Here is a 25558-nt window from a genome sequence, read left to right as displayed (position 1 = left end):
TCGGGGCTGACGCAGGACGATTGACTTATTCGAACACCTGTTCGAATATTGACGAGTGACGCCTCCAGCTGCCGGTTATGCCCTCGACGGGAATGAGCCCTCCCCCGACATCGGGCCGGCACACCCGGGGCCTTCCGGTCGGCGGGGAGCCTCGGACACCACCCTCGACCTCCAGGCCCGTATCAACAGCATGCAGGCCAGCACGCTGGACTCACGCCGCCTGCCCACGGTTCCGGCCCTCGCGCACATCCTGCCGGGCGGAGGCCTCCAGTCCGGGGGCTCCTATACCGTCCGCAACTCCACCACCCTGGCCATGGCCCTGCTCGCCGGCCCGTCCTCGACCGGCGCGTGGTGCAGCGTCATCGGCATGCCGGACTTCAGCGTGGAAGCGGCCCACGGTTTCGGCATCGACCTCGAACGCCTCATCCTGATCCCGGATCCCGGCTCCCAGTGGCTCACGGTCACGGCTGCCCTCGTGGACGTCGTCTCCGTCATCCTGACCCGGGCCCCGGACCACCTGGCGCCCACGGAATGGGCCCGCCTCAAGGCACGCCTCCGTCAGCGCGGGGCGGCACTCATCACCCTCGGCAACTGGAAGCAGAGCGACTCCACCCTCGGCGTGGCGGAGAGCGCGTGGGAGGGCCTCGGCTCGGGAACGGGCCACCTGCGGGCCAGGCGCCTGAAGATCACCGCGACCCAGCCCTCCGGGCGCCTGCGCCATGCCTACGTGGGGCTCGCGGATCTGCAGGGCACCGCCCCGACGACGCCGGCACTCACCGCCCTCGCGTCCCCCGGAACCTCCTCCGGCCCGACGTCCCTGTTCGAACCACAGCTGATGAAATCCTCATGACCTCCACCCGGACCATGATGCTCTGGTGCCCCGACTGGCCGATCACGGCAGCCCTGCGCGAGCATGCACTGCCCACCGACACGGCACTCGTCCTCGTGGAGCGTGGTGAGGTCTTCGCGTGTTCCCCCGCAGCACGGCAGGACGGCGTGAGGAGGGGGTTGCGCATCCGGGAGGCCCAGGCCCGCGGCTCGGGGCTCGTGGCCCTCCCGTACGACCCGTCACTGGATGAGCGCACCTTCGAACCGGTGACTGCTGCAGTGGAGACGATAATGCCCGGCGTCCAGGTCCTCCGCCCCGGGCTGTGCGCCGTCAGGGTCCAGGGTCCGGCGCGCTACTACGGCGGCGAGCGCGAAGCCTCCGCCGTGGTCTTCCGGACCCTCGCGGCCATCGGCCTCACCGACCTGCGGATCGGCATCGCGGACGGACCCTTCGCGGCCGAACAGGCCGCCAAGGCCACCGATGAACTGGACGACGACGTCGAGCAGCTGGTCATCATCCCGGAGGGTGGCTCGCCCTGGTTCCTCGGCAGCTACCCCCTGGAAGTCCTCGAACAGCCGAAGCTCACGGTACTGCTCAAGCGCCTCGGTATCCGTTCCCTCGCGGACTTCGCGGCCCTGAAGGCCTCCGACGTGCGCAACCGCTTCGGCGTCGAGGGTGCCCTCGCGCACCGGCAGGCGAGCGGACTCGACCACCGGGACGTCGTCGCCCGGAAACCTCCGCCGCACCTCGATGCCGCCGCGGACTTCGAACCGCCCCTGGCCCGCATTGACCAGCTGGCCTTCGCGTTCCGCACCCGGGCCGGCGAGTTCGTCGACGGGTTGCGGGAAGCGGGACTGGTCTGCACGGCACTGCAGGTCCACCTGCACACGGAGTCGGGCGAGGTCTCCGAGCGCCGGTGGCGGCATCCGCGCTGGTTCGACGCCGACGACGTCGTGGACCGCGTGCGCTGGCAGCTCCAGGGCACCAACGCCTCGGACCACGGCCTGACCTCCGGCATCACGCGGGTCCACATCGTGCCCGACACCGTGGAGGACCTCGCCGACCATGCGGACGGACTGTGGGGAACGGGACCGGACGCGGGGATCCACCACGGCCTGGCCCGCGTGCAGAGCATGCTCGGCCACGGCGCCGTCCTGACCGGGATCATCGCCGGGGGGCGGCTCCTCGCGGACCGCAGGGTCTTCATCCCCTGGGGAGACGCGCCCACGCACTCCCCCGCGGCACGGGTCCGGGACCGCACCCAGCCCTGGCCAGGTCGCCTGCCGGGCCCGGCCCCGGCCACGGTGTTCGCCGATCCCGTGCCCGCCGTCGTCGTCGATTCCCGGGGCACGCCGGTCGACGTCGATCCCCGGGGACTGGTGACCGCCGATCCCTCCTTCTTCAGCGCCGGGCCCGACGACGATCGACGGTCCGTGCACTCCTGGGCGGGCCCCTGGCCGATCAACGAACGCTGGTGGGACCCCAAGGGGCGCATCCTCAACCGTTTCCAGCTGGTGGACCACTCGGGATCGGCCTGGCTGCTGCTGCTCGAGGACCACGCGTGGTGGGTCGAGGCGAGCTACGACTGATGGGCTGGAACAACCCGCCCATCCCGTGGTCGGACTTCGAACGGGACCTCTCCGACACCCGGCCCGGCGTGCCGCCCGTGGGCGCCGACGGCGGCGACAGCCCCGCCTGGTCACGTAAGCGCCAGCCCTACACCGCCCCCGCCGACGTCCCGGCCCCCGAGGGACCCGTGGTGCCGTACGCGGAACTGCACGTCCACTCCAACTTCAGCTTCCTCGACGGCGCCTCAAGCCCCGAGCACCTCGCCGAGGAAGCCCAGCGGCTGGGACTCACCGGCATGGCGCTCACCGACCATGACGGGCTGTACGGCGCGGTGCGCTTCGCGGAGGCCGCCGAGAAATACCCCGGGATCTCGACCATGTACGGCACGGAGCTCTCGCTCGGACTGTCCCGGCCGCAGAACGGGGAGGCCGACCCGGAGGGGCAGCACCTGCTGGTCCTCGCACGCGGATCGGCCGGTTACCACCGCCTCTCCACCGCCATCACCGAGGCACAGCTCGACGCGGACGCCGAGAAGGGGAAGCCCCGCTACGATCTGGAGCGCCTCGCGGGACATGCCGCCGGTCAGTGGATGATCCTCACGGGGTGCCGGAAAGGTGCTGTCCGCTCGGCGCTCGTCGCGATGGGTGAGTCCGCGGCCGAGGCCGAGCTCGGGCGGCTCGTCGACCTGTTCGGCCGGGAGTCGGTCGCCGTCGAGCTCGTCAACCAGGGCAACCCCCTGGACACGGCGCACAACGACGCCCTGAGTGCCGTCGCGGCCCGCATGGGACTGCCCACCGTGGCGACCAACAACGTGCACTACGCGACACCGAAGCAGCACCGGCTCGCCTCCGCCCTGGCCGCGGTCAGGGCCCGCCGGAGCCTGGACCAGATGGACGGTTGGCTCCCCGCGGCCGGCGCCGCCCACCTGCGCAGCGGGGCGGAGATGGCGCGGCGTTTCCGGGACTATCCCGGGGCGGTGGAGCGCACGGTCGACATCGCAGCGGATCTCTCCTTCACCCTGCGCAGCGTCAGGCCCGGGCTGCCGAACATCGACCTGCCCGAGGGCCACACCCAGATGAGCTACCTCCGCGAGCTCGTCTGGGACGGGGCAGACAGGCTCTATCGCAACCGCGCCGATGTCCGGGACCGCATCGAACGCGAACTCGACGTCATCGAGAGCAAGAACTTCCCGGGATACTTCCTGATCGTCCACGACCTGGTGCACTATGCCCGCCGGCACGGGATCCTGTGCCAGGGGCGGGGGTCGGCCGCCAACTCGGCGGTCTGCTACCTGCTGGAGATCACCGCCGTGGATTCCATCAAGTACCAGCTCCCCTTCGAACGCTTCCTCTCGAGCATGCGCGACGAGGAGCCGGACATCGACGTCGATTTCGATTCGGACCGCCGTGAGGAGGTCATCCAATACGTCTACCGGAAGTACGGGCGCTTCAACGCCGCCCAGGTGGCCAATGTCATCACCTACCGGCCCAAGTTCGCCGTTCGGGACATGGCGAAGGCACTCGGCCACAGCCCCGGCCAGCAGGACGCCTGGTCCCGGCAGATCGAGCGGTGGGGAGGTCTCGTCTCCAGCAGCGACCACGACATCCCGGAGTCCGTGGTCGGCCTGGCTCAGGAGGTCCTGAAGTTCCCTCGCCATATGGGGATCCACTCGGGCGGCATGGTGCTCACCGACCGTCCCGTCGGAGAAGTATGCCCAATTGAGCATGGACGGATGGAGGGTCGGACGGTCCTGCAGTGGGACAAGGACGACTGCGCCTGGATGGGGCTGGTGAAGTTCGACCTGCTGGGCCTCGGCATCCTTGCTGCGATCCAGTACACCTTCGACCTGGTGGAGCAACATCTCGGGGAGAAGTGGGAACTCCACACGATCCCCAAGGAGGAGCAGGGCGTCTACGACATGCTGTGCTTCGCGGACTCGGTGGGCGTCTTCCAGGTGGAGAGCCGGGCCCAGATGGGCATGCTCCCGCGGCTGCAGCCCCGGCAGTTCTACGATCTCGTCATCGAGGTGGCCCTGGTGCGTCCCGGCCCCATCCAGGGCGGGGCCGTGCATCCCTACATCAAGCGGAAGACGGGCGAGGAGGAGGTCCGGTACATCCACCCCGACCTCGAGCCGGTCCTCGAACGAACCCTCGGCGTCCCGCTCTTCCAGGAGCAGCTCATGCAGATGGCGATGGTGGTGGGCGGCTGCTCCGGAGCGGACGCCGACCTCCTGCGCCGCGCCATGGGGTCCAAGCGCGGCGAGGAACGGATCGACTCCCTCAAGGCCACGCTGTACGAGGGCATGGCCGCGAACGGGATCACCGGCGACGTCGCGGACACCATCTACAACAAGATCCACGCCTTCGCGAACTTCGGGTTCGCGGAGAGCCACTCGATCAGCTTCGCCCTGCTGGTCTACGTCAGCGCATGGTTGCGCCTGCACTACCCCGGGGCGTTCCTCGCCGCGCTCCTGCGGGCACAGCCCATGGGCTTCTACTCACCGCAGACACTGGTGGCCGATGCCCGCCGGCACGGAGCCGTGGTCCTGCGGCCCGACATCCTGCACTCCGGGGTGCACGCCGACCTCGAACCGCTCGAGGGCTACGAGCCCGTCGCCGACCCGTCGGCGCGCACCACCGGCAGGGACTCCTGCACGGAGGACGAGCAGCCCCCGGTCGGCTACTTCGACCAGGACACACCGTTCGACTCGACCCCCCACCGCCGCGACGGCAACTACGCGGTGCGGCTCGGGCTGGCCGGCGTCGAATCCGTCGGCGTGAAACTGGCCGAGCGGATCGTCGCCGAGCGGGAGCGCAACGGGCCGTACGAGGACATGCCGGACCTCGCGCGCCGCACGGGCACCAATGCGGGCCAGCTCGAGGCCCTCGCGGCATCCGGGGCGTTCGACTCGATGGGCCTGAGCCGCCGCGAGGCGCTGTGGAACGCCGGTCCGGCGTCGACGGAGCGCGAGGGCCAGATCAGGGGAACGGCCGTCTACATCCAGCCCCCCCTCATGCCTGAACTCTCGGACATCGACAAGGTGGGCTCCGACCTGTGGTCCACGGGCATCACACCCGACGACCACCCCGTGCGCCATGCCCGGGCCCGGCTGAAGCGCCGGGGAGCACTGACGGCGCAGGAGCTCAGGACGTCCGAATCCGGCCGGCGGATAGAGGTGGCGGGGGTCGTGACGCACCGGCAGCGGCCTGCGACGGCGAGCGGGATCACCTTCATGAACCTGGAGGACGAGACGGGACTGGTGAACGTCATCTGCTCCGTGGGGGTGTGGCAGCGCTACCGCCGGGTGGCCCGGGAGGCCAGTAGCGTGATCGTCAGGGGCATCCTCGAGCGGTCCCCCGAAGGGATCGTGAACGTCGTGGCGGACCGCATCGAGGTCCTGCAGCTCAGGGCGACCACGAAGTCCCGCGACTTCCGCTGACGGGCCGGGAGACACGGAAGGGCCCCCGCTCAGCGGGAGCCCCTCCGTGTCGTTCATCTGTGCGCGAGGGGGGATTTGAACCCCCACACCCTTTCGGATACTGGCACCTGAAGCCAGCGCGTCTGCCGTTCCGCCACTCGCGCAATTTCGAGATTCCAACATCTGCACGCAGCAGGTGTTGTGAACAGCAGAGACAAGCATAACGGAGCGCGGCAGCAATTACCTAAACCGCCGCCGCTGCACGCTCGGCGGCGCGCAGATCGTGGCCGCGACGGCACCTGATCGTTAGGACAAAGTAACCGGCGACGTCGCTGCTTGGAGCCCATTACCGGAGGCTCCCAGTAGTATCGGAGGGAACATGCCCGGCTGGACATTCCCATGACCCTGGCCGGACCACGCCCCTCAGCACCCTGCTGATCGGGGCCCGGACACCTGTGCGACGGAGGGAGGAGGCGGACGATGGGCATTCTCGACAATGTGGAGCGCGGACTCGAAAAACTGGTCCGCGGAGCCTTCACCACCGGAACCCGCTCCCAGGTGCAGCCCCTCGAGATCGCCAGCGCCCTCCGCAAGGAACTGGACAACCGTTCCCTCGTCCTCGCGCAGGGCCGCACCCTCGCCCCCAACGTGTTCGCCGCCCGGCTGTCCGACTCCGACTTCGACCTCGCGCAGCAGTGGGGCTCCGCCCTCGCCGAGGAACTCTGCGACGTCGTCATCGCCCATGTGAACAGTCAGCAGTACAGTCTCCAGGGCCCTGTGCGCGTCTCCTTCGAGCACGATCCGGAGCTCAGGGCCGGCGTCTTCGAGATCGATTCCTCCATCGAGAAACAGGCCGACGCACCGCGCTCCCAGGGTCCGGCGGCACCCGTACCCCCGCGCCGCCAGCCCACGCGCTACCAGCCGGTCCTCGAGATGGACGGACAGCGCTACTCGATCAATTCCGGGTCGATCGTCCTCGGACGCTCCTCGGACGCGGACATCCTCGTCAATGACACCGGAGTCTCCCGGCGCCACCTCGAGATCCGAGCGCAGGGCGGCCGGATCTACGCCGTGGACCTCGGGTCCACCAACGGCAGCTACGTCAACGGGCAGCGGGTCGTCGGACAGGCGGAACTCACCGACGGGTCCATGATCACCATGGGGCGTTCACGCCTGACGTTCCACCTCCTCCCCTTCCAGGACGGGGCGGGCCACCGATGAGCGAGGCCGGAGAGCTCACAGTCACCCTGTTCCGCTTCGGGTTCCTGATCCTGCTGTGGGCCCTGGTGCTCAGCACGGTCGGTGCCCTGCGCCGCGACCTCGCGGTGGGACGCCGCAACAGGGTGGGAGAGCCGACCGCGCGCGAGATCCGCAAGAATCCCGAGCTCATGCAGGAGCCGCCCCCGGCGCGCACCACTGCCCGGCAGCTGGTCGTCACGGAGGGTCCGCTCACCGGCACCAGCCTCGACCTCGCAGCGAGTCCCATCCTCCTGGGCCGCGCCCAGGAAGCCACCCTGGTGCTCGAGGACGACTACGCCTCGGGTCGTCACGCCCGCCTCTTCCCGCAGGGCAGCCGCTGGTTCATCGAGGATCTCGGCTCCACGAACGGCACCTACCTCGCCGGGGCCCAGTTGACGCGCGCACTGCCGGTCGAACCGAACATCCCCATCCGGATCGGTAAGACGGTCATCGAATTGAGGCCGTAGGAGTGCGGCTCGTCCTGAGGTTCGCTGCCCGCTCCGACGTGGGCATGGTACGGGCGAAGAACGACGACTCCGCGTACGTGGGCCGGTACCTCGCCGTCGTCGCCGACGGCATGGGCGGCCACGCCGGCGGCAACGTCGCCTCGGCCTCCACCGTCCTCGACCTGGTCCACCTCGATCACGCAGGACACGACGGCGATGCCGGGACGCACCTGGCAGACGAGATCCAGACCGCGAATTCCCTGCTCTCCGAACTCGTCGCCACCAATCCACAGCTCGCCGGCATGGGGACGACGGTCACCGCCATCCTGCTCGATGGCAGCACCCTGCAGCTCGCCCACATCGGGGACTCACGCGCGTACCGTCTCAAGGACGGCGTCTTCGAGCAGATCACCACGGACCACACGTTCGTCCAGCGCCTCATCGAGGAGGGGCGGCTCCGGCCCGAGGAGGCCGAGACCCACCCGCACAAGAACGTCCTCATGCGGGTCCTCGGCGACGTCGACGCGAGCCCGGAGCTGGACCTCGCACAGTTCGACGCCGAGCCGGGCGAGCGCTGGCTGCTCTGCTCGGACGGCCTGAACGCGGTCCTGCAGGACGGCGCGGTGGAGCAGGTCATGCGTGGGTCGGCAAGCATCCGCGAGTGCGTCAACACCCTCGTGGAGCTGACCCTCGAGGGCGGTTCCCCGGACAACATCACCATCGCCGTCGTCGAGGTCATCGAGGCGGACGACGACGACGCAATGCCGCCGGCCTTCATCCCCCCTGCGCGGCAGGCCGCCGGAGAACGCGACACGCCGACCGATCCCGCTGCGGGTTCCCACGAGATCGACCGGAACGGTGACCTGCCCGGTGCGGCGATCCGCGCCGACGTGATCCGTCAGGACCTGCTCACGAGACCCCACATGCTCGTGGGATCCGCGGCACTCGCCACCGAGACGGGCCAGATCCCGATCGTGACCCAGCGGTCGACGGAGCGGCGGGCCGCGATGATGCTGACCCACAAGGCGGAACCGGAAGCCGCGGAGGACAGCGAGGACGACGCCCCGGCGCGGAGGAAGCACTGGCTCCTCCCCGCGATCCTCACCCTCATGTCCCTCATCCTGATCGCCGTCGTCGGTCTGGGCTACACCTGGACCCAGACGCGCTACTACGTCGCGGACTCCGAGAACCGTGTCGCGATCTACACGGGCGTTCCCCAGCGGATCGGACCGATCAGCCTCGGCGAGCTGTACGAGGTGACGGACATTCCCGTGTCCAACCTGCCCGAGTACCAGCGATCCCAGCTGGCCAACACGCTCCCGGCGGCGACCCTCGAGGAGGCCGAACGGATTGTCGGCGACCTGCGCGGGGAACTGCGGGCCGTCAACTGCGACCCGGTGGAGTCGCCGACGGCGTCCGGCTCCCCACGCCCGACCGCCGGCGCGACCGGAACACCCGGGCCCTCCGCCACGGAGTCCCCCCGGCCGTCCGGTTCACCGTCGGCCGGCCCGACGGGCACGGCGTCGCCGTCGTCCGTATCGCCGTCGCCGGGTCCTGCCGCCGCGTCCGCATCACCGCGGGCGACGGCGTCCTCCCCCGCGGTGTCGTCCCAGGCCGTCGAATGTGAAGGTGCAGCAGATGAGTGATGTCCTGACCGCGCCCCGGTCGCGGCGCAATGTCGAGCTGCTCCTGCTCCTCCTTGCGCTGATCGTAGCCGTCACCGCCAGCTACCTGGCAGGCGTCAACAGCGACGAGGCGCTCAGTGAGTTCTTCTGGACACAGGCCCTGACCCTCACCCTGATGAGCCTCTTCCTGCACATCATCCTGCGTCTCCGGGCGAAGTATGCGGATCCACTCATCCTTCCGATCGTGGTGGCACTGAACGGGATCGGCCTGGCCATGATCCACCGGCTGGACCTGTCGGCGATACAGTCCAACCCGGAGTTCGCCCCCGTCGCTTCGCAGCAGGTGATGTGGACGGCCGTTGCGATGGGCGCCGCCGCCGCCCTCCTGATCGTGCTGCGGGACCACCGGCTGCTGCGTCGTTTCACCTACATCTCCCTGATCGTCAGCGCCGTCCTCCTCCTGCTGCCGCTCGCCCCCGCGCCGATCGGCCTGGAGATCAACGGGGCGAGGATCTGGATCTCGGTCGGGTTCGGCACCTTCCAACCCGGCGAGATCGCGAAGATCACCCTCGCCATATTCTTCGCCGGGTATCTTTCGACGAACCGTGACCTCATCCTGCTGGCGGGCAAGAAGCTCGGCCCTCTCCAGTTCCCCCGCTTCCGGGACCTCGCGCCCATGGCGGCCGCCTGGCTCGTGAGCATCGGCGTCCTGATCTTCCAGCGGGATCTCGGCTCGTCGATCCTCTTCTTCGGCCTGTTCATGGTCATGATCTACGTCGCGACGAGCCGTGTCAGCTGGGTGCTCATCGGTCTGGCCATGATCGGCGTCGGGATCTTCGTGGCCCTCGAGCTGTTCAGTCATGTCGCCCTGCGATTCGACTCATGGCTCAATGCCTTCTCCCCGGAGGTCTACGACCGGGCGCCCGGCGGCAGCCATCAGGTGGTGCAGGGCCTGTTCGGGCTGGCCAACGGCGGACTCGCGGGGACGGGCCTCGGCGCGGGGCGCCCCGACCTCGTCACCTATGCCAACAGCGACATGATCATCGCGGCCCTGGGAGAGGAGCTGGGGCTCATCGGCGTCGTCGCCGTCGTCATGCTCTACGTGCTCCTGGTGTCCCGCGGCATCCGGGCGGCCCTGGGGACGAAGGACGGGTTCGGCAAGCTCCTCGCCTGCGGTCTCTCCTTCACCATCGCCCTGCAGTGCTTCGTGGTCATCGGCGGCATCACACGCCTGATCCCCCTGACCGGACTCACCACGCCGTTCATGTCGGCCGGAGGCTCGTCCCTGCTGGCAAACTGGCTCATCGTGGCCCTGATCCTTCTCATCTCCGAGTCCGCGCGCCGCCCGGCGCCGACGCCCCCCATGAAGGACTCGTTCCCCCAGGCGCTCGGGGTCAGCGGCAAACCCGTGAAGAAGCGGACCACGAAGGCGGCCACCCGATGAACCAGGCCATCCGCAGGGCGTGGGTCGTCGCGATCAGCATGTTCGCTCTCGTGCTCGGGTCACTGACCTACGTGCAGTTCTTCCAGGCGCAGGAACTGAAGGACAACCCGTGGAACAGCCGCCAGCTGTACCAGGACTTCGGGCGGCAGCGGGGGGCTATCCTCGTCGACGGTCGTGCCATCGCCGAGTCGGTGCCCTCGGGCGACCAGTTCAATTACCAGCGCGTGTACAACGAACCGGAACTGTACGCGCACCTGACCGGGTACTACTCGCTCTCCCTCGGGTCATCGCAACTCGAGAAGACGGAGACGGACATCCTCGCGGGAACCAGCAGCTCACTGTTCTACGACCGCGTGGTGACGCTCTTCTCCGGCGTCGATCCGCAGGGTGCGTCCGTGGAGCTCACGATCGACCCGCAGATCCAGCAGCTCGCCTCCGACCTCATCCCCGACGGACAGCGCGGATCGATCGTCGTGATGGAGCCCTCCACCGGCCACATCATCGCGATGGTCTCGAAGCCCTCCTACGACCCCAACCTCCTGTCCGGGCACGACACGGCGGTCATCGAACAAAACGCTGCGAGGCTCTCGGAGGAGCCGGGCCTCTCGATCTACTCGAATCCGGCCACCGAGTCGCTCGTCTCGCCCGGGTCCGTCTTCAAGCTCATCGACGCCGCCGCCGCCCTCGAGTCCGGTGAGTACGACGCCGACACGCAGATCCCGAATCCCCCGGCGCTCGAGTTCCCCGGGATCGAGTACACCCTGCCGAACTACGTCTCGGGAGGCTGCGCGAGCAGGACGACGGCGGACCTGGAATTCGCGCTGGAGCAGTCGTGCAACACGCCGTTCGCGCAGATCGCGCTGGACCTCGGGGAGGAGGCCATCCAGGAGCAGGCCGCGAAGTTCGGCTTCGGTAAGGAGATGGCCATCCCCACCAACGTCATCGCGAGTACTTTCCCCTCGGACCTGACGGATCCCGAACTGGCGCAGTCCGCCGTCGGCCAGTTCGATACGCGTGTGACGCCCCTCCAGATGGCGATGGTGTCCGCAGCCATCGCCAACGATGGCCAGCTGATGAAACCGCAGCTCGTGAAATCGGTCCGGGCCGCGGACCTGCAACTCATCGAGGAGCCCGAGCCGGAGTTGCTTCGACAGTCGGTCAGCCAGGACACCGCGGACCAGCTCACCGAATGGATGGTCAACGTGGTGGACAACGGCACGGCGACGGGCGCCCAGGTACCGGGGGTCGAGGTGGCCGGCAAGACAGGCACCGCGGAATTCTCCGACACCGGCGACAACGCATGGTTCACGGGCTTCGCGCCCGCGGACGACCCCCAGGTAGCCCTTTCGATCGTGATGGAGAACGTGGACATCCCCACTGGTCAGCAATTGACCTCACCCAGTGCCAAGAGACTCATAGAGGCGGTGTTGAACAGATGAGGCCCACATCAGGCATCACCCTGGGCGGCAGGTTCGAACTGACCGAACGGATCGCCATCGGTGGCATGGGCGAGGTGTGGAAAGCCCGGGATCAGATCCTCGGCCGCGTCGTCGCGATCAAGATCCTCAAGGAGGAGTACTCGGGCGATCCGGCGTTCCTCAACCGTTTCCGCGCCGAGGCACGGCACACGGCGCTGCTGAACCACGAGGGCATCGCCAACGTCTTCGACTACGGCGAGGAAGGCGGATCCGCCTACCTCGTGATGGAGCTCGTCCCCGGGCAGCCGCTCTCTGCCGTCATCGAGAAGGAGCAGGTGCTCTCCCCCGACCGCACCCTCTCGATCGTCGGGCAGACCGCCACGGCCCTCGCCGTCGCGCATCGCCAGGGACTGGTGCACCGTGACGTGAAGCCCGGCAACATCCTCGTGATGCCGGACAGCCGCGTCAAAATCACGGACTTCGGCATCGCCCGCCTGGCCGATCAGGTCCCGCTGACGGCCACGGGGCAGGTCATGGGCACGGCGCAGTACCTCGCGCCGGAACAGGCGACCGGGCAGCCGGCAACCGGCTCGTCCGACATCTACGCGCTCGGCGTCATCGGCTACGAACTGTTGGCCGGACGGCGCCCCTTCTCCGGCGAGTCGCAGATCGCGATCGCCCTCGCGCAGGTCAACGATGCCCCGCCGCCGCTGCCGCAGTCCATCCCGCGTCCGGTCCGGGGACTCATCGGCTCCATGCTGGCCAAGGACCCCGCGGATCGCCCGCGCGACGCCGAATCCCTCGCGCGCGCCGTCGACGCCATCCGCGCGGGGGACATCCGTGCCGCGGAGGCGGCCGTCCCCGGCCTGCTGTCCTTCGCGGCGGACCACGACGGCGCGACCGAAGCAATTCCGCGCCAGAACACGCAGGCGACGACGATGGTTCCCGCACCGACGACGTCTGCGCTGCCCACGGTCGCCACACCCGCCGCCGCCGGGACCGCCGCGGGCATCGCGGCATCGCGGGACTGGTCGGACAACGACGTCGATACTCCGCCGCCCGGCCGGCCGGCCCGCGACGAGGACGACAACCGCCGGAGCCCCTGGCTGATTCCGCTGATCGTGCTACTCCTGCTGGCCCTCGGCGCCATCGCGTTCCTGGTCCTGCAGCCGCTGCTGACCGCAGACGGGGACCCTGCACCGGTGGAGACGAGCGCGTCCGCGAGCCCCTCGCCGTCACCCACCACACCCTCACCGTCGCCCACCACTCCCTCACCGTCTCCCAGCACGACGGAAGCCGAAGAGATCGTCATCACCCCTAGCCAATACCTGGGTCGGCCCGAGACGGAGGTCTCGGCCGAGCTCGGTGGCCTCGGGTTCCGCATCGAATCCCAGCGGGAGCCGTCCGCCGAGTACGCCGAAGGGCTCGTGATCGGCGTCGCGCCCGTCGGCGCGCTCAGCCCGGGAGAGACGATCACCCTCACCGTGTCGGCCGGACCGGAGCAGGTCACCATTCCCGCCGGACTGGAGGGACGCACCGAGGCCGAGGTCCAGGCGGCCCTCGTGGACCTCGGGCTGCGACCCGTGAGTGCCGGAACCGAGGAATCGGAGGAACCCGAGGGGACGGTCCTGCGGACCAGCCCTGGACCCGGCGCCGAGGTACCGGTCGACAGCGAAGTGAGTTACGTCGTCTCGTCCGGCCCTCCCCCGACGCAGCCACCGGCCCCGCAACCAGCGGCTCCGACGACGACGCCCGCGACTGCTGCGGCAGCGGCCCCCCAGCCGGCGACGCCCACGCCGACGTCGACAGCCACCACCGGCCCGTGACCGGCGGCCCGGGACGGCGCAGGAGGGCCGCGGCGTGACGACCAGCGAGCGCATCCTGAACGGGCGCTACGAGATTCGTGAGCTGATCGGCCGCGGTGGCATGGCCGATGTCTACCGGGGCGTGGACCTGCGCCTCGGCCGGTCGGTCGCCGTCAAGGTGCTGCGTGAGGACCTCGCACGGGACCCGCTCTTCCAGGCGAGGTTCCGGCGGGAGGCCCAGGCCGTGGCCGGGCTCAACGATCCGAACATCGTGGCGGTGTACGACACGGGCGAGGAGGAGATCCCCGACCGGCCGCAGCACGAGGTGCGGGTCCCGTTCATCGTGATGGAGTACGTGGAGGGGTTCACCCTGCGCGACCACGTCAAGGCCGGCGACCTCACCCCGGAGGACTCCGTGAGCCACGTGGCGGACGTCCTCCGCGCGCTCGGGTACAGCCACCGGGCGGGCATCGTCCACCGCGACATCAAGCCTGCCAATGTGATGATCACGCCGTCCGGTGCCGTCAAGGTGATGGATTTCGGCATCGCACGGGCCATCGCCGACTCACAGGCCACCATGACGCAGACCCAGGCCGTGCTGGGGACGGCGCAGTACCTCTCGCCCGAGCAGGCGCGCGGCGAGGCCGTCGATGCACGGAGCGACCTGTACTCCACCGGCTGCCTGCTGTTCGAGCTGCTCACCGGCCGGCCACCCTTCATCGGTGACAGTCCGGTCTCCGTCGCCTACCAGCATGTGCGGGAGGCACCTCCCCTCGCGAGCAGCCTGAATCCCGAGGTGACCCCGGCCCTCGACTCCGTGCTCGCCAGGGCGTTGCAGAAGGACCGTGACCGTCGGTTCGAGGATGCCGACGCTTTCCGGAGGGCCCTGCTCGACGCCGGCCGCGGTGTGGTGCTCGCTGCTGCGGTGGGTGACGCCACGGAGACGATGGACGTGTCCCCGGTGCGGGTCCGCCCTGCCATCGTCGGCGCGGCTGCGGCAGGGTTGGATGGGCCGGGTACGCGTGCCATGGGCAGGGTCACCGGTGGCGCGTCGCCGGCGCAGCTGGGCATCGAGCAGGACGAGGACCCCGACGACCGTCTGGACCTCCTGCGGGATCAGGACGAGGCGGACCAACGGGACGAGCGACGCCGCAGGGCCTCCCGGGCGGCCTGGACCACCGTGTTCTTCGCAGCGCTGCTGCTCGTCCTCACAGCCGGTTACTTCGTCGTGACCTCCCTCACCAGCCAGCCCGTCCAGCAATCGGCGACGGTCAAGCTCCCCGACCTGGTCGGTATGCCGGAGTCCGATGCGAGGGACGCCATCGTGGATGCGGGCCTCGTTCCGTCCACGGACGAGGAGTTCAACGCGTCGGTCGACGCCGGGGACGTCATCGAATCGGACCCGTCAGCGGGTGCGTCGGTCGAACCGGACTCCCGCGTGAACATCACGGTCTCGCGCGGCCCGGCGAACGTGGTGCTGCCCGGATCCCTGGCCGGACTCACGGAATCCTCGGCGCGGGATGCGCTCGAGGTCCTGGGGCTGCGGGGTGGTGAGGTCACCGAGGAGACCAGCGCCGCCGTCGCGCAGGGAAGGGTCATCACCACGCAACCGCAGGCCGGGCAGTCCGTGCCGGTCGGCAGTGCGGTGGACCTCGTGCTTTCCAGCGGGAGGGTGACGGTTCCCCTGCTCACCGACCTCACCCTTGCGCAGGCGCAGGCCCTGCTCGAGGACCCGGCGGTACAGCTGCCCTTCAGCGTCCGTAAGGTCGAGAACAGCGTCGTGCAGCCCGGGATCATCACGGCACAGTCGGAACCGGCGGGATCCGAGGTCCCGCAGGGGACCGAGATCGTCCTCAGCGTCGCGGCAGCACCGGCCCCGCCCGCTCCGGAGCCGGCCCCGGAACCGGTCCCGGAACCAACCGAGGCGCCAACCGAGGCGCCAACTCAGGAACCGACAGAGCTACCGACAGAGGAACCGACAGAGGAACCGAGCGAGGAACCGAGCGAGGAACCCACGGAGGAACCAACCGAGGAGCCGACAGATCCGCCGAACGACGACGCGACCGACGAGCCGACGGGCGGGCCGACGGAGCCCTCCGGATCTCGTCCGACGGAGGACGACGACCAGCTGGACAACTAACGGGCGATGAGCGGGCTGAGTCCGGCCGATTTCGCGGATGCGCCCTCGAGCCCCAGGGACTCGAGCCAGTTACCGAGCATCCGGTACCCGCCCTCCGTGAGGACCGATTCCGGATGGAACTGGACCCCGCACAGCGGGGCGCTCCGGTGTTCGAGGCCCATGATGATGCCACTGGCCGTCCGTGCCGTCACCGACAGCTCGGCCGGGACGTCGTCGCTCACCGCCGCGAGCGAGTGGTAGCGCGTCGCCGTCACCGGTGAGGGAAGACCCGCGAACACGCCGGTGGCGTCGTGTTCCACGAGGGAGGTCTTGCCGTGCATCAACTCGGGCGCGTGAGTGACGGTTCCGCCGTAGGCCTCGGCGAGCGCCTGGTGACCGAGACAAACCCCGAGCATGGGCTTGCCGCTCTCGCCGCACCACCTGATCAGATCGACGCACACCCCTGCATCCGCGGGTGTCCCCGGACCGGGCGAGATCAGGACGCCATCCCGTGAGGCGGCCATCTCCTGCGCCTCGGCGAGCGTGAGGTCGTCATTGCGGACCACGGTCGTCTCGGCACCGAGTTCCTGGAGATACCCGACCAGCGTGTAGACGAAGCTGTCGTAGTTGTCGACGACGAGGATTCTGGTGGTGTCGGCCATGAGCTAGGGGGAACCAATCGTTGAGTCTGTGAGCGGGTTGAACTGGGAGACCCAGGGGAAGACGAAGAGCATGAGCGCCGCGATTCCCATGAGGGCCAGGATTACGGAGAGGATGATACGCAGCCACCGTGGTCCGGGGAGGGCCCGGAAGATCCATCCGTACATGGCGGCTATCCCCGTCCTGCTGCGCGGGCGACCTGCTCCGCAATCCCGGGCGGAGGTCCGGCGTCCGAGGGACGCCAGGACTCCAGCACCGAGTAAGCAATAATACGCTCCTGCGCGCCGAACCTCGGATTGCAGCTGGTCAGGGTGAGGATCCGGTCCACCGGCTGCGCCCCTGGATCCGTGGGCACCGGCGCGATCACGTCCGCCCTGTCCGGCAGGACGATCTCCGTGTTGCGGAAGACATACGTGTAGTAGCCCTCGCGTGTCTGGACGTAGATCTTGTCGCCCGGCACCAGTGTGTGGATCTGGTCGAGGACCTGCCCGTGGGTCTGGCGATGCCCGGCGAGGGCGAAGTTCCCGATGGCGCCGGGTGCACCCGTCCCGGGATAGTGTCCGAGTCCGAGGTTGTCGAGGACGTCGGAGCCGACGCCGGCCGTGACCGGCCGTGAGTAATCCGCACCGAAGCGGGGGATGTAGACGGCTCCGAATGTCCCGGTGAGGTCGGCCTGCGGAAGAACGGCGGGGTCGCCGAAATCCTCCGGACCAGCTGCGGCGTCATCCTGCACCGGGGATTTAAGACCGCCCGGAACGGACGGCACGTCGGAGAAGAATTCCTCGAGCGCCTGGTCCTGCTTGACCCCGGCGTCGATGTTGGTCCACCAGAGCTCCCACCCGACGAACAGCAACAGGATCACACCCACGGTGATCAGCAGCTCGCCGAACACCTGGGCGACCAGCTGGAACGGCGTACGACGGCGGCGTTCCGGACGCACCCGGCCCGTCCGGCGTTGCGGCGCGGCGTCGATGACTGATCTGACCATTACCGCTCCTGCCCTGGGTTGCACGGGTATCGAACGGATCTTGGCTAGAATCGTGGGGATAACCGGGCCGCCGGACGTCGTTCTCCTTCAGGATAACCTGCGGGTCTGGGCACTCTCCGGCGGCCGGTCCGACCACCGGCGCAGCTGACCCAAGCCGTGCCCTGCCGAGGAGAAACCGTGCCCGAGTCGAAGCCCCGTAAAAGAGCCAGATCCGCTGCTCCCGCAGTAAAGTCCTCGCAGCCGAAGCCGAACCCCGTCTGGTACAAGCCCGTCATGTTCGGCCTCATGATCATCGGCCTGCTGTGGATCATCACGTTCTACATCTCGGAGTCCCGTTTCCCCGTCGAGGCGTGGGGGTCCTTGAACATCCTCGCCGGGTTCGGCATCGCGATCGTCGGCTTCCTCATGACGACGCGCTGGCGGTAGCAGCCCGGCCGGTGCCGACGCTCTGTACACACGGTGTGCAGAAAGTTATCCACAGATGTGCACAGACGTGTTGATGATTCAGGAACAGCCGCGGAATCCCGGGCGGGCGCTTATCCACAGCTGTGGAATTACATGTGTGTAAGTTATCCCCCATGTGGATAAGGGGTGTGGACAACTCGGGGAGGGCCGGTGCACTGCGCACCGGCCTTCCCCGTATCCATTCCGTTCGCGTGCTTCGCTAGAACGGGAGGAGCGAGACTCCCAGCACAGTCAACAGGACCAGGAGGGCGACGACGCCTCCGAGTCCCAGCCACTGGAGCCGCGCCTGGCGCGGACCGCGGGGGACGTAGGCGACCACTGCGGCGCATGCAGCGCCGGCCACGAGCCCTCCCAGGTGCGCCTGCCAGGCGATCGAGGGGATCAGGAATCCCAGCGCGGCGTTGATCGCGATCAGGACGACGATCTGCCGGACGTCCCCGCCCCGCTTCCGTTGCACGATGAAGAGCGCGCCGAACAGCCCGAACACCGCACCGGAGGCGCCGACCACACCCTGTCCGGGGTTCCCGGACAGCAGCAGGACGCCGACCGATCCACCCAGGGCCGAGATCAGGTACAGGGCGAGGAACCTCGCCCGACCCAGTGCGGGCTCCAGGACCTTCCCCAGGATGTAGAGGGCGTACATGTTGAAGGCGATATGCAGGAACGACCCCGGCGAGTGGAGGAACGCCGCCGTGAGCATGCGCCAGGGCTGGGCCGGGACCGCGCCCTCCACCCCGGCGGTGAAGAACGGCGCGTAGATGAAGGCGCTGGTGACCCCGGGCAGCACCAGCTGCAGCAAGAAGGTCACCAGGCAGATACCGATCAGGGTGTAGGTCACCACGGTGGTGCCCACGCGCGCGACGCCGCCGAAAGCGGTCCGGTAGACCGGGGCGGCGGCCGCCTGCTCCCGTACGCAATCCACGCACTGGAAACCGACGGCCGCTGGTCTCTGGCACTCCGCGCACGCCGGCCGCTCACACCGCTGGCATCTCACATAGCTGACGCGGTCGAGGTGCCGTGGGCAGACCGGCGCCTGCCGGCTTCCGGCGTCAGGCGCGGGGACACCGTAAGACATCTGGGTTAGAGCTGTTCCACGGTGATGCTCTTGATGACGACATCCTCGAGGGGCTTGTCCCGCATGTCGGTGGCGATGGAGTTCAGCTTCTCAACCACCTCACGCGACTTCTCGTCGGTGACGTCGCCGAAGATGGTGTGCTTGCCCTGCAGCCAGGTGGTGGGCACGGCGGTGATGAAGAATTGCGAGCCGTTGGTACCGCGGCCGCCCTGCGTGCCGGCGTTCGCCATCGCCAGCTTGTACGGCTCCTTGAAGGAGAGGTCCGGGTTGATCTCGTCGTCGAACTTGTAGCCGGGGCCGCCGGTGCCCTGGCCGAGGGGATCCCCGGCCTGGATCATGAAGTCCTTGATGATGCGGTGGAAGATCGTCCCGTCGTAGAGGGGCGCATTGCTCTTCTCGCCGGTCTGCGGGTGGGTCCAGGCGATCTCACCGGTCGCGAGTCCCACGAAGTTCTTCACCGTCTTCGGCGCGTGGTTGCCGAAGAGGTTCACCTCGATGTCGCCCTGGGTGGTGTGGATGGTCGCTTTTGCTGTCGGAATAGCAGTCATTGGTCCATTCTTCCATGCGCCTTCTGACAATAAGCTGGGGCGGGGCCATTCCGCGCACAGTGAAATAACAGCCCTCCGGGACTCCCGTGTACCGGTCGGATAGCACCCTCTGCCCATGCAACGTAGGCTGATCAAAACGAGTAACCACCCCCTTGGAGGTTTTTGTGAAGAAGAACGTACGCGCTACCCACGAACTCGAAGAAGGCGTCGCACTCGGACTGGCTGCCGCTGCCGGGCTGGCTGCCGCACGGGACTGGGCCACACCACGGGTCGACGCCGCATACGAGTGGGCGAAGCCACGGTGGGAAAAGGGCAGGGAGACCGCCGGCCCCGCCCTGCAGGACACCGTCCGCAAGGCCACCGAGGGAATCTCCGGTGGTATTGCCGGCGGCATCGCCGTCGTCGCGCCGAAGATCCAGGACGGGATCGACAAGGTCGGCCCGCGCATCTCCCAGGTCATCGACGACACCACCCCGAAGATCCAGGGAACCCTCGACAAGGCCGGCCCGGCACTGACCTCGGCGAAGGTCCGGGTGGTCGACGGCTACCTGCCGACCCTGTCCACCAAGCTGGGCGACGCGGCGGACACGGCGTCCAAGTCGCTCGCCTCCGCCCAGGTGCACCCTTCCGTCGAGAAGGCCGTCATCAGGATCACCGGAGACAAGAAGGCCGTCAAGAAGGCCCAGAAGCGCCTGGTGGCCGCAACCCTGCAGGCCTCCAAGGACCTGAAGAAGAGCCAGCGACGCAGCAAGGGCAAGGGCTGGCTGATCTTCGGCATCATCCTGAGCGCGGTCGTCGCCGGTGTTGCCGTCTGGCGGGCGTCGAAGCCCGTCGAGGACCCCTGGAAGACGCCGGCTCCGATCAAGGCCACTCCCGCTCCGGTCTCGAGCGAGAAGACCCGTGAAGCCAAGGAGGTCGTCACCTCCATCAAGGAAGCGGCCGATCGTGCCGCGGCGTCGCAGGATGCCGCCACGACCGGCGCCAAGGACGACGGCAAGAACAAGGCCGCGGACGCGGCCCAGACCGTTGCCGACAAGGCGAAGGACGCCACCGAGGCCGCCAAGGCCAAGGATGCGACAAAGCCCTCGGACGAGCCGAAGGCCTGACCCGTCCCGTACTGCATGAAGGAACCCCCAGGCCTGAAGGCCTGGGGGTTCCTTCATTAACCTTTATTACAACTGCTTCATATAACTGGGAGCGACTGTTACTCGCCGCCCAGCCCGGGAGGGGGAACCGTTCCAGCCTCTGCTCCGACGGGCATGTGGCGTGCCTTCCGTCGCTGCTGACCGCGGATGACGACGGCGAGGCCCACCAGGATGAGGACCAGGCCGCCGTAGGTCCCGAGCGGCAGCGTCTCGCCGAGGAAGATCGCCGCCAGGATGGCTGCTCCCGGGATCTCGAGCAGGATGATCATGGAGACGACGAGCGGGCTCATGACCGCCAGGAGATGATTGAAGACGGAGTGGCCCATGATCTGGGCCAGCAGGGTCACGGCGAGGATACCCGCCCAGGCGGCGGGGCTGAAGCCGACGATCGGCTGCCCGGTCGCCCCGCACAGGGCCAGGAGGATCACGGCACAGGCTCCATAGCAGAGCGTCGTGTAGGTCCCCGTGGACATGGTCCGCCGGGCCGCAGCACCGGCCATCTGGTAGACCGCCGCCAGGGCGCCGCCGGCCAGGGCCAGCAGGTCGCCGAGGAGTGCCTCCCGCGACAGCGACAGGTCGAACCCGGTGATGATGACGACGCCGACGAAGGCCACACCGAGCCCCGCCACCACCGTCGCGTGCGGCCGCGATCCCAGCAGCGCGTTGAAGAGCGCGATCCACGCCACCTGCAGGCACACGAGGGCCGTGGCAGCCGCGACGGACGTCAGCTTGAGCGCCGTGATGAAGCACGCGAAGTGGAGGGCGAGGGCTATGGCCGCGATACCCAGGCGCCGGTAATCGACTCGCGTCAGGGCAGCGAACTCGGCCCTTTTGGAGACGACCGCCGGTCCTCCCATCAGAGCGGCGCCGAGCAGGTTGCGCCAGAAGGCGATGGCCAGGACGGGCGCCGCCGTGGCTGCCATGATCGGTCCTGACGCGGAGACTCCGATGACGCCGAGGATCGAGAGGAAGATAGTCACCCGGCAACTGTAGGGCACGGCATCAGCGCCGCGTGATCTGCCGTGGAACGTGAAAAGTCCCGGCCGATGGCCGGGACTTTTCTTCGGTGGAGGCACGGGGACTCGAACCCCGAACCCCCTGCTTGCAAAGCAGGTGCGCTACCAATTGCGCCATGCCCCCGAAGTGGACGACGTCCGGTCCTGCCGGACTCCGTTCCGTGAAGCTATACCACTTCGTCCGTCGCACTGCTCCAGACGCTCTTGCTTTTCTCCGAATCCTTCCACCGCTTGTACACGAGGACACTTGCGGCAGCCGCTGCTGCGACGAGCAACTTCTTCACGACAGTCTCCTTGCGGTTCCCTGCGAGTGGTGGATCCGTGGGCGTACCAGGACTTGAACCTGGGACCTCTTCGTTATCAGCGAAGCGCTCTAACCGCCTGAGCTATACGCCCCGATACCTCTTCGGGCCGAGATACGACTTTACAGTAGTGTCTCGGCATTCATCAAATCGCCCGGGGGCGCCGAAGGGGCCGGTCTCCTAGTCGTCGGTCAGCGTGACGCCGATACCGCCGACGAGGGTGGACGAGATGTTGTACAGCACCGCCGAGAGCATGGCCAGAGCGGTCAGGAGCACGACGTTCACGACGGCGATGATCGTCGCGAAGGAGAGTACCTGCGGCAGGGAGGCGAACTGGCGGAGGTCGAATCCGCCGCTTTCCGACCCGGCGATCTCGCGGAGCAGCTCGTTCACACCGTCGAAGATGCCGGTCAGGTCGAGGACGGTCCAGATGACGAAGGACGCCACGACGGTCACGATGCCCAACGCGACGGACAACAGGAACGACATCTTCAGGACCGACCAGGGATCGACCTTGCTGACGAGCAGGCGTGCCTTCCGTGCCTTCGCCTTGGGCACCGGCTTCACGAGGCCGGGCCGCTGCTGTCCCGGTCGGCCGCCCTGTCCTGCGGATGCGGGTCGCTGCGGTGGGCGGGCGGGAGCGTTCGTCCGCGGCGCCCCGGACGTCTTCACTTGTCCGCTGGGCGGCCGCGGATTGGTGTTGGCCGAGCTCACTCGTTACCTCCGTGTTCGGGCGACTCAGCGTCGGGCTCAGCCGTTTCTTCTGTCGACAACCGTACTTCATCGGCTGTGAACTCCGCAGGATCCTCCTGGGGGGTGAGCGTTCCGATCACGTCCACATCCGGGCTGCCCTCGGTCGGATCCTCGATGAGACCCTCCTCGACGGCGACGCTGCGCTCACTGTTGCGGGCGACGGCGATGATGCGGTCGGTCTTGTCGGGCTTCGCGAAGATGACCCCCATCGTGTCGCGGCCCTTCGCGGGGACACCTGCCACGGCGGAGCGCACCACCTTGCCGCCGCCCATGACCACGAGGACCTCGTCCTCTTCCTGGACCACGAGCGCTCCGACGAGGTCTCCGCGCTCCTCGGCCAGCTTCGCGACCTTGATGCCCAGTCCGCCGCGGCCCTGCACGCGGTATTCGTCCACCCTCGTCCGCTTCGCGAAACCGCCCTCGGTGACGATGAAGACGAACGAGTCGTCCGTGACCACCTTCGCGGCCAGCAGCTCGTCGTCGGGGCGGAACTTCATGCCGGTCACGCCGGAGGTGGCACGTCCCATGGGCCGCAGGGCGTCGTCGTCGGCCGTGAACCGCAGCGACTGTCCCTTGCGGGAGACCAACATGATGTCGTCGTCGCCGGACACCAGCTGCGCCGAGACGAGCTCGTCGTTGTCGCGCAGGTTGATGGCGATGACGCCCGCGGTACGGTTCGTGTCGTAGTCCTCGAGCCGTGTCTTCTTCACCAGACCCCGCTTGGTCGCGAGGACCAGGTAGGGCGACTGCTGGTAGTCGCGCAGGTCCAGGACCTGGGCGATCGTCTCGTCGGGCTGGAAGGCCAGGAGGTTCGCCACGTGCTGCCCCTTGGCGTCCCGTGCCGCCTCGACGAGCTCGTACGCCTTCGCGCGGTACACCCGGCCCAGGTTGGTGAAGAACAGGAGCCAGTGGTGGGTGGTCGTGACGAAGAAGTGCTCGACGACGTCGTCGCCGCGCAGCTGCGCCCCGCGGATGCCCTTGCCGCCGCGGGCCTGCTGACGGTAGTTGTCGCTCCGTGTGCGCTTGACGTACCCGCCGCGGGTGATGGTGACGACCATCTCCTCCTCGGGGATCAGGTCCTCCATGCTCATGTCGCCGTCGTAGCCCATGAGGATCTCGGTACGGCGGTCGTCACCGAACTTGGCGACGATCTCCGCCAGTTCCGTGCTGACGATCCCGCGCTGCACGTCCTCGGAGGCGAGGATCCGGTTGAACTCGGTGATCATCGACTCGAGTTCGGCGTGGCGATCCTGGATCTTCTGCCGCTCGAGGGCGGCCAGGCGCCGGAGCTGCATGTTCAGGATGGCCGTGGCCTGCAGCTCGTCGATCGAGAGCAGCTCCATCAGCCCGTCGCGGGCCTGGTCCGTCGTGGACGAGGCCCGGATCAGTGCGATGACCTCGTCCAGGGCGTCGAGGGCCTTCAGCAGTCCGCGGAGGATGTGCGCTTCTTCCTCCGCCTTGCGCAGCCGGTACCGGGTGCGGCGCACGATGACCTCGAGCTGGTGGGTAACCCAGTGGCGGATGAAGGCGTCGAGGCTGAGCGTGCGGGGTACGTCGTCGACGATCGCCAGCATGTTCGCGCTGAAGTTGTCCTGCAGCTGCGTGTGCTTGTACAGGTTGTTGAGGACCACCTTCGCGACGGCGTCGCGCTTCAGCACGATCACGAGGCGCTGGCCGGTGCGGCCGGACGTCTCGTCGCGGAGGTCGGCGATGCCGCTGACCTTGCCGTCCTTGACGAGTTCCGCGATTTTGATCGCGAGGTTGTCGGGATTGGCCTGGTAGGGCAGTTCCGTGACGACGAGACAGGTCCGGTTCTGGATCTCCTCGACGTTGACGACGGCCCGCATGGTGACGGAACCTCGACCGGTCCGATAGGCGTCCTCGATGCCCTTGTGCCCGAGGATCTGGGCACCGGTGGGGAAGTCCGGTCCCTTGATGCGCACGATGAGTGCCTCGAGGAGTTCCTCCTTGGTGGCATCCGGGTTCTCGAGGTACCACTGGACCCCGTCGGCCACCTCGCGGAGGTTGTGCGGCGGGATGTTGGTGGCCATGCCGACGGCGATGCCGGACGATCCGTTGACGAGCAGGTTCGGGAAGCGCGACGGGAGGATCGTCGGCTCCTGGTTCTTGCCGTCGTAGTTGTCCTGGAAGTCGACGGTCTCCTCATCGATGTCCCGCACCATCTCCATGGCGAGGGGGGCCATCTTCGTCTCGGTGTATCGTGGCGCCGCAGCGCCGTCGTTGCCCGGTGATCCGAAGTTCCCCTGACCGAGCGCCAGCGGGTAGCGCATCGTCCAGTCCTGGATGAGGCGTACCAGGGCGTCGTAGATCGCGGAGTCGCCGTGCGGGTGGTACTGGCCCATGACCTCGCCGACCACGCGGGCACATTTGTTGAACGAACGGTCCGGCCGGTAGCCGCCGTCGAACATCGCGTAGAGCACACGCCGGTGCACGGGCTTCAGTCCGTCGCGGACGTCGGGCAGTGCCCGGCCCACGATGACGGCCATCGCGTAGTCCAGGTAGGACCGCTGCATCTCCGTCTGCAGGTCGACCTGCTCGACGCGGTCCGTCAGGACCTCACCCTCGAGGGGCTCGTCCGGTCCGTTGCCCGTGATGTCGTCACTCATGAATCATCGTCCGTTCGTAAAGGTTTTCAACCACAAAGATCACTCGACCGCAGGCCGGTAGCCGGCC

Annotated in this window: 21 protein-coding genes and 3 tRNA genes; 12 read left to right on the top strand and 12 right to left on the bottom strand. The window is 68.2% G+C overall.

The genetic code is table 11. The features are described from left to right. Nucleotides 1-55 precede the first annotated feature (55 nt). Genes ACX80F_RS05960 through ACX80F_RS05950 form a run of 3 tightly spaced genes read left to right on the top strand, consistent with a single transcriptional unit; the run spans nt 56 to nt 5837 of the window. Nucleotides 56-850, top strand: a complete 795-nt coding sequence (locus ACX80F_RS05960) for a hypothetical protein (protein WP_459335467.1) — start codon at nt 56-58, stop codon at nt 848-850. Continuing rightward, nucleotides 847-2418, top strand: a complete 1572-nt coding sequence (locus ACX80F_RS05955; protein ID WP_459335466.1) for a DNA polymerase Y family protein — start codon at nt 847-849, stop codon at nt 2416-2418. The genes ACX80F_RS05960 and ACX80F_RS05955 overlap by 4 nt, the downstream gene beginning before the upstream one ends. After that, nucleotides 2418-5837, top strand: a complete 3420-nt coding sequence (locus tag ACX80F_RS05950; RefSeq protein ID WP_459335655.1) for an error-prone DNA polymerase — start codon at nt 2418-2420, stop codon at nt 5835-5837. Before ACX80F_RS05955 ends, ACX80F_RS05950 begins: the two co-directional genes overlap by 1 nt. A 60-nt stretch (nt 5838-5897) precedes the next feature. Here the strand turns inward: ACX80F_RS05950 and ACX80F_RS05945 are convergent. Further along, a tRNA-Leu gene (locus ACX80F_RS05945) sits at nt 5898-5980 on the bottom strand. Nucleotides 5981-6296: 316 nt separating this feature from the next. Between ACX80F_RS05945 and ACX80F_RS05940 the strand changes: the two genes are divergently transcribed. The 7 genes from ACX80F_RS05940 to pknB are packed head-to-tail and all read left to right on the top strand — an operon-like array spanning nt 6297 to nt 15933. After that, nucleotides 6297-7037, top strand: a complete 741-nt coding sequence (locus tag ACX80F_RS05940; RefSeq protein ID WP_459335465.1) for an FhaA domain-containing protein — start codon at nt 6297-6299, stop codon at nt 7035-7037. Continuing rightward, nucleotides 7034-7522 (top strand): FHA domain-containing protein FhaB/FipA, encoded by a 489-nt coding sequence (locus ACX80F_RS05935; RefSeq protein WP_459335464.1) that lies wholly within the window; start codon nt 7034-7036, stop codon nt 7520-7522. The genes ACX80F_RS05940 and ACX80F_RS05935 overlap by 4 nt, the downstream gene beginning before the upstream one ends. A 44-nt stretch (nt 7523-7566) precedes the next feature. After that, nucleotides 7567-9147, top strand: a complete 1581-nt coding sequence (locus tag ACX80F_RS05930) for a PP2C family protein-serine/threonine phosphatase (protein ID WP_459335654.1) — start codon at nt 7567-7569, stop codon at nt 9145-9147. After that, nucleotides 9140-10570 carry an FtsW/RodA/SpoVE family cell cycle protein gene (locus tag ACX80F_RS05925; RefSeq protein WP_459335463.1) on the top strand — a complete coding sequence of 477 codons (1431 nt, stop codon included), beginning with the start codon at nt 9140-9142 and terminating at the stop codon, nt 10568-10570. The genes ACX80F_RS05930 and ACX80F_RS05925 overlap by 8 nt, the downstream gene beginning before the upstream one ends. Then, a complete protein-coding gene (locus ACX80F_RS05920; protein WP_459335462.1) occupies nt 10567-12009 on the top strand; it encodes a peptidoglycan D,D-transpeptidase FtsI family protein in 1443 nt (480 codons plus the stop codon). The genes ACX80F_RS05925 and ACX80F_RS05920 overlap by 4 nt, the downstream gene beginning before the upstream one ends. Beyond that, on the top strand, nt 12006-13814 hold the full coding sequence (locus ACX80F_RS05915) for a protein kinase domain-containing protein (protein WP_459335461.1): 1809 nt from the start codon (nt 12006-12008) through the stop codon (nt 13812-13814). Before ACX80F_RS05920 ends, ACX80F_RS05915 begins: the two co-directional genes overlap by 4 nt. 34 nt (nt 13815-13848) lie before the next feature. Beyond that, entirely contained in the window at nt 13849-15933 is a 2085-nt protein-coding gene (pknB, locus tag ACX80F_RS05910; RefSeq protein WP_459335460.1) for a Stk1 family PASTA domain-containing Ser/Thr kinase, read from the top strand. Here pknB and ACX80F_RS05905 read toward each other — a convergent pair. The 3 genes from ACX80F_RS05905 to ACX80F_RS05895 are packed head-to-tail and all read right to left on the bottom strand — an operon-like array spanning nt 15930 to nt 17560. Next, entirely contained in the window at nt 15930-16574 is a 645-nt protein-coding gene (locus tag ACX80F_RS05905; protein WP_459335459.1) for an aminodeoxychorismate/anthranilate synthase component II, read from the bottom strand. The genes pknB and ACX80F_RS05905 overlap by 4 nt on opposite strands. A 3-nt stretch (nt 16575-16577) precedes the next feature. After that, on the bottom strand, nt 16578-16739 hold the full coding sequence (locus tag ACX80F_RS05900) for a hypothetical protein (RefSeq protein WP_459335458.1): 162 nt from the start codon (nt 16737-16739) through the stop codon (nt 16578-16580). Nucleotides 16740-16744: 5 nt separating this feature from the next. After that, nucleotides 16745-17560: a class E sortase gene (locus ACX80F_RS05895; protein ID WP_459335457.1), complete on the bottom strand. Its 816-nt coding sequence runs from the start codon at nt 17558-17560 to the stop codon at nt 16745-16747. A 177-nt stretch (nt 17561-17737) separates the two neighbouring features. Here ACX80F_RS05895 and ACX80F_RS05890 point away from each other — a divergent pair, with 177 nt between their 5' ends. After that, nucleotides 17738-17986 carry a cell division protein CrgA gene (locus tag ACX80F_RS05890; RefSeq protein ID WP_459335456.1) on the top strand — a complete coding sequence of 83 codons (249 nt, stop codon included), beginning with the start codon at nt 17738-17740 and terminating at the stop codon, nt 17984-17986. Between the two features lie 238 nt (nt 17987-18224). Here ACX80F_RS05890 and ACX80F_RS05885 read toward each other — a convergent pair whose 3' ends face one another. Further along, nucleotides 18225-19100, bottom strand: a complete 876-nt coding sequence (locus tag ACX80F_RS05885; protein WP_459335455.1) for a rhomboid family intramembrane serine protease — start codon at nt 19098-19100, stop codon at nt 18225-18227. Between the two features lie 5 nt (nt 19101-19105). Continuing rightward, on the bottom strand, nt 19106-19648 hold the full coding sequence (locus tag ACX80F_RS05880; protein ID WP_459335454.1) for a peptidylprolyl isomerase: 543 nt from the start codon (nt 19646-19648) through the stop codon (nt 19106-19108). A gap of 164 nt (nt 19649-19812) precedes the next feature. Between ACX80F_RS05880 and ACX80F_RS05875 the strand changes: the two genes are divergently transcribed. Then, a complete protein-coding gene (locus ACX80F_RS05875; protein WP_459335453.1) occupies nt 19813-20754 on the top strand; it encodes a hypothetical protein in 942 nt (313 codons plus the stop codon). Between the two features lie 98 nt (nt 20755-20852). On the opposite strand, the gene ACX80F_RS05870 is transcribed toward ACX80F_RS05875, so the two are convergent. The 6 genes from ACX80F_RS05870 to gyrA form a co-directional block, all read right to left on the bottom strand. Further along, nucleotides 20853-21773, bottom strand: a complete 921-nt coding sequence (locus ACX80F_RS05870; protein WP_459335452.1) for a DMT family transporter — start codon at nt 21771-21773, stop codon at nt 20853-20855. 87 nt (nt 21774-21860) lie between these two features. After that, a tRNA-Ala gene (locus ACX80F_RS05865) sits at nt 21861-21933 on the bottom strand. A gap of 43 nt (nt 21934-21976) precedes the next feature. Then, nucleotides 21977-22093 (bottom strand): DLW-39 family protein, encoded by a 117-nt coding sequence (locus tag ACX80F_RS05860; protein ID WP_219815704.1) that lies wholly within the window; start codon nt 22091-22093, stop codon nt 21977-21979. 38 nt (nt 22094-22131) lie between these two features. Beyond that, a tRNA-Ile gene (locus ACX80F_RS05855) sits at nt 22132-22205 on the bottom strand. An 86-nt stretch (nt 22206-22291) separates the two neighbouring features. Further along, a complete protein-coding gene (locus ACX80F_RS05850) occupies nt 22292-22825 on the bottom strand; it encodes a DUF3566 domain-containing protein (protein ID WP_459335451.1) in 534 nt (177 codons plus the stop codon). Next, a complete protein-coding gene (gene gyrA, locus ACX80F_RS05845) occupies nt 22822-25491 on the bottom strand; it encodes a DNA gyrase subunit A (protein WP_459335450.1) in 2670 nt (889 codons plus the stop codon). The genes ACX80F_RS05850 and gyrA overlap by 4 nt, the downstream gene beginning before the upstream one ends. Between the last annotated feature and the right edge of the window lie 67 nt (nt 25492-25558).

It is taken from the genome of Arthrobacter sp. TMS2-4 (assembly GCF_054511075.1).
This window is presented reverse-complemented; position numbering and strand designations above follow the sequence as displayed.